Source organism: Metasolibacillus meyeri, from assembly GCF_003049505.1.
Lineage (GTDB): Bacteria > Bacillota > Bacilli > Bacillales_A > Planococcaceae > Metasolibacillus > Metasolibacillus meyeri.
Genome location: NZ_PYWN01000235.1, coordinates 1 through 5,426 on the forward strand (window position 1 = coordinate 1; position 5,426 = coordinate 5,426).

A 5,426-nucleotide genomic window follows, 5' to 3' on the forward strand; every position below is an offset into this window, starting at 1 on the left:
TAATATGTTGGAATGGCATTATATTAGCACTTATATATTACAAAATATTACATAAAAATAAAAATAAAGGTACAATTGAAACATGTATTTTACATTAATTATTCAAATAGTCACATTATGTCCAAGTACAATAGTAAAATAAAATTAACGAGAGGATGTAATTAATCTAGAAAAAGAATTACAGATAAATATCACCTTTTCTATGTTTGATAACTTAAATAATTCAGAAAATAAGGGGCGTTACTAAATCAGTGAAAAGTCGATTTAACGTGGTATTAATCGCTTCCGGACTTCTATTAAGTCGGGAATAAACAATGAATACATGGATTATATCGTTCAAAAAAATGTGTATATTTTAAAAACAAAGATCCTGCTTGGTTAACAGACGAGGAAATCTTCGCTATATTAAAAGTGTTAATTAATCCAATAGCATTACCGAAGCATGAACTGGCTTCTGTTATCAATAAGCTCACACAACTTGCTAGAAAAGAAGAACATCTATTACTAAGCAATTGATAGCAAATAAAAAGTATTTATACGTTGAGTTAAACCAAAAAAAACCTGTTCAATACATTAAGGCAACTATCTCTCGTCATTCAATCGAAAAAAGTAATCACAATTCATTACAAACGTTAATTTGATTAACAGGAGAATGAACGAAAAGTAAATCAGTCAGTATTTTTCGGAATATTATTTTTACTTAATAACTTTTCAATTGAATACTGATTTTGATTATCCATTGATTTATCGTGCTGATCGTATTAAAAAGTTCAGCAAACGCCGACTTCATTCAAAGTCCCGTATTACGAGTGCAACCAAGAAGACGACTTCCGCAAACGTGTGCATTTTATGTATACAGGTGAGCTACTAAACGTAAAATGCAAATTCATTGGACCTTCACCACAAGCCGTACTCGACCGTTTACCGATATAAATAGATAACAGCTTGAAAGTGAGGGGGACATGATGTTATTAAAAACAGGTTAGGGAAGCTAGCAAAGAAAGCGATTAAGGAAGCACCTACCCTAATTGCTTAAGTAGCGGGCTAATGTAGCATCTGAAGCTTCCAAAAAACAAGCCCAATTAGATAGACGCTCACCATCAGTTGAAAGAAGTTAAGGAAATAATAATAGTGAATTGAAAATTTGAATCTATACAGTAGATCAATCGAATAAACGGTGGGTTCGTTGTAGGTAAGCTTGAAAATTTGAAGCTTGATAATAAATAAATCGGCCTCTATAAAGCGACTGAAAATGTAACGGTAAAATATATCGGAAGAGCAATCGAATTTAATAACGGTGGATTCTAAAAAAGATTAAGAGATTACGTGAGATTAAGTGATAGTGGTCGTAAACTTTAATCTGGTCAAAGTATGAATACCAATGTTAGAAATTTAGTAATATCCATTTTGATTGTTTGTAACTCTGCTGCACAAGTTGAAACGTTAAATAGGTTAAAAAAGCAATGATTCTGTACTATGGCAATGTATCTGAAATATAGAACGTACAGAGGAATTAATAAAGTAGGAAGTGAATACATGACGTCGAAATTAACAAACCCCAGAACAAAAATTTGCGCAATGTGTCGCCACTGGAACGGACCAGTAGGTGGTCTGCAGGTGAAACCGAAAGTTAACTCACCTAACTTTTTCATGTTTGAACCGAATGAAAAACAAACTTGTTATAAGCATCACTATGAACGTGCAGCTTGGACTTCATGTAGTAGCTGGGAGCAAAGATATTGAGAGGCGGAATATATATGTTAAATCAAAATTATGAAATGATTAAGAACTTATTTTTGAAATACGATTTGCCAGTTGAAGCAATCGAGAAAGATATTCAGCATATGCAAACTTTTAAAGTAACAACCCCTGTAATTGGTGGATTTAGCACAGGTAAAACATCAATGATTAACGCTTTTTTAGGAGAGAAATTACTACGTACAAATATTACAGCAGAGACCGCTGTACCAACAGAAATTTCTTATGGTACTACACAGGTAAAAGCAGTTAAAAAGAACGTTGAAAAGGTTATTTCTCTAGATGATTTATTAAATCAAGAATTTACAATTAACGAAACAGATTTCATTTCAGTACAGTTACCTAATACGTGTCTTAAAGAATTTCCGACAATAGAGATCGTTGATATGCCAGGTTTTGACTCAGGTATACATGCACACAATACAGCGATTGATCAATACCTACATAAAAGTTTGGCATACATTTTAACATTTGCTGCAGATGAACCAGTTGTAAAGGAAAGTATAGCGGATTTTCTGAAGGAACTAAGTTTATTTGACGTACCAGTTTATGTATGTGTTACAAAGTCAGATAAAGTATCAGAGGAAGTACTAACTGAAAATCTTTTTGCAATCGAGCGAAGTATACATCAATTACTTGGTTTTGCTCCTAAGAAAACGGTTTCTATTTGGTCAAAGCGTAATAGAAATACGGATGGCTTGCATGAAATTTTAAAAGATATCGAGGAAAATAGCCGCACAATTTTTAATAAAAAATTTACAAATCAACTCATGCAACATGCAAAAACTACAGAACAGTACATAGAGGAAATGCTTAAAGGGGCCTCATTATCCGTTTCTGAATTAGATGAAAAAGAGGAGAAAATTAAACGTGAAATAGAATATGTTCAAACAAAAATAGAACGTGAACAACAACGATTTGAAAAACAATTAGGGACTGCTATACAGGCAATTCAAAATCGTATTGATCAAGAACTTGTAAGTAATCAAGAATTACTTGTCTCTCAATTAATAAGAGGAGCTGATATACAGTCCAAATTAAATCTAATTGTTCGAACAGCTGTAACTGCAGGATTAAAAGAAGAATTTGAACCAAAGTTACAGCAGCATCTTCAAAACTTAACACACGCAATACAGCTTGATATTTCAGTTGATTCAACAGTACAACTCGATCAATTTAAAGTACAGGCTGATCAAATGGTCAAGGACCTTGCTTTGAAGTCGTTACCACTTATTTTAGGGGCTATCGGAGTTGCTCTAACAGGTCCACTTGGAGGAATCATTTTAGGTGTTGTCACGCTTGTAGCTGATTTATTATTCCAGAAAAAACGTCAAAATGATTTACGTCAGGAAGCAGAGCAAAAGGTTACGAGTGAAATTATCCCATCAGTTGTTCGTGAGGCGGGTATTTTAGTTGGACAAGAGCTACAAAACTATACAGTATCAGTACATGAAATGATTCAAGCTGAAGTTGGTAAGCAACATGATGTATTACAAAAAGCATTACAAGATTTACGCCTTCAAAAAGAGCGGGAGCAAGTACAGCAGGAGCAGTTAAAACAACAGCTAACAACAGATCTACAGCAAGTAAGGGGGATATTATATGACACTGTTAGCGCAGTATAACGAGGAGATTGCTAGCCATTTTGACTTGCTAAAAAACATTACACGTCCAAATACAGGACAGGTTTCTAGTGTGAATTTAAGAAATCTAGAAAAATTAATATATGAATCCTTACCAATAGAAATTGAACAGTTAGCGCCACCAAACTTTCCAGAGCTTTATTTTGACTTTAAAGCAGAATTTGATAAATTATGTGATTTTATTTTATACGAACCATTAATCGGAAAGTATGTTGTGGCACTAGGTGGAGGCTTTAGTAGCGGGAAGTCTACTTTTTTAAATACTTTACTCGGTACAAAAGTATTGCCTGCAAAAATTGATCCATCCACATCTGTACCGACATACATCGTTCATAGTAATGAAACAGCTGTTAAAGGGATTAATGTGTTTAATGCCAAAATGGATTTAACGCTTACTGATATTAAAAGAATTGCACATGGATTTGGACAGTTAGAAAATGAGCAAGATACAATTCTTTCAGAAGAAATTACTCTTGGACATATTTTAAAAAATCTATTCGTGCAAATTCCAGAGCAAACGTTTACTAATATAGCGTTTTTAGATACTCCTGGCTACTCTAAAGCCGATCATGATGGGTATTCTGCTAAAACTGACGAAAAGATTGCCCGCGCACAATTGAACACTGCTGATTATATTCTGTGGTTTGTACCAGCAGATTTCGGCACAATTTCTGAGGAAGATATCAAGTTCATCAAAACACTTTATGCTGAAATCCCTCTGTGTATCATTGTAAATAAAGCTGATAAAAAGGCTGAAGCTGAACTCGCTGAAATTATCAAAAAAATTAAAAATGTACTTGATTTAAAAGGTGTTCGATATACAGATGTTTTTGCATTTTCTCGCAGCAAGAAACAGGACTTTGATAAAGAAAAGATTATTGAGCATTTACAACATTGGAATGCTGCAAGACAAGAGGCAACATTTGCTTATCACTTTAAAAAACTATTTGTCGGCTGTCGTGAATATTACGAAGAACAAATTTCAGAAGAAAATCGCCGCTTAAATCGTTTAAACAAAGCATTAACATTAAGTTCAGAGGATGTTCAAGATTACTTAACTTCACTAGTAGGTGAAATTAAATACCGTTTACAAATTTTAAAAGATACACAAAAAAAGCTAAAGAAATTACAAGATGATTTCTTTACAGAATTAAAATATGTAGCAAACCAGGTTGGAATTGAAATGCCAGAGCCTGAAGAAATTGATTTGTTGCAGGATAAAATCCAAGATCCGATGAAATTGTTAAAACAGTATAAAGAGCAGCATCAAAGTAAAGCTAAGTTTGATGTAGAGAACATTATTCGAACAACACTATCAAATGTTGAGCCAAGGTTTTTTGAACAACAAGGACAGGGGCGTTATAAGAAAGTGTTGCAAAAAGTGTTGGAGGAAAATTTAGTTATTAAGCCGGAGGAAGTTCGTTTTAATGATTTTTTTAATAGACCACAAAAACTTACTGCAGTTGCAATGTCGATATTAGAGGAGCGATAAAATGACAATAAAAAAAAACGTAGAAAAGATTAGAGCTTTTTACGAGAAGGAACTGCCAACTCGGATTCCGTTCGATACACATCCATTAAAAGAAGCTGCAGATTATGCTAAAGAGCTTTATTGTACGATGCTTGCGGTTATTCTTCAATATGAAAATGAGCCAATGCGTGAACAAATTATTTTTCTTGAACGTATCATTAAAGGGATTGGCTTAGATGCTTCTATTCAAACGGTTATGCAAAAGGCGCAAATCATTGATGAGCAGTTTGCTAAGGAATTTTATGAAGAATTCGTAGGGAATAGATTAGCACAAAATTTTGTTGTTGATGGGCTTGTCATGACAAATTGTTCTCAAAAACCAAATTCAAAACAACTTGAATTTTTAAGTGAAGTTATTGATGTGCTTGGGATAGACGAAGAACTATTTAAAGAGCTTGTCATGTTGTCGCAGGCGATTTTAGGTATGTCTAGTGAAAAGTATATTGAAATTATTAGATCCAAAGGAAGTGTAAGATATTTAGATATATTTAACT

The 5,426-nt window shown here is 33.5% G+C and carries 4 protein-coding genes; all 4 read left to right on the top strand.

The window, feature by feature from the left end; genetic code table 11:
- Positions 1 to 1,617 precede the first annotated feature (1,617 nt).
- Positions 1,618 to 1,743: a hypothetical protein gene (locus tag C9J34_RS22720; protein ID WP_274523381.1), complete on the top strand. Its 126-nt coding sequence runs from the start codon at positions 1,618 to 1,620 to the stop codon at positions 1,741 to 1,743.
- Between the two features lie 14 nt (positions 1,744 to 1,757).
- A complete protein-coding gene (locus tag C9J34_RS21235) occupies positions 1,758 to 3,383 on the top strand; it encodes a dynamin family protein (protein ID WP_107842153.1) in 1,626 nt (541 codons plus the stop codon).
- Complete coding sequence (locus tag C9J34_RS21240; RefSeq protein WP_107842154.1) at positions 3,361 to 4,893, top strand: dynamin family protein; 1,533 nt, start codon at positions 3,361 to 3,363, stop codon at positions 4,891 to 4,893. Before C9J34_RS21235 ends, C9J34_RS21240 begins: the two co-directional genes overlap by 23 nt.
- Before the next feature lies 1 nt (position 4,894).
- Positions 4,895 to 5,426: hypothetical protein (locus tag C9J34_RS21245; protein ID WP_153062668.1), on the top strand; the 532-nt coding region annotated here is incomplete at its 3' end.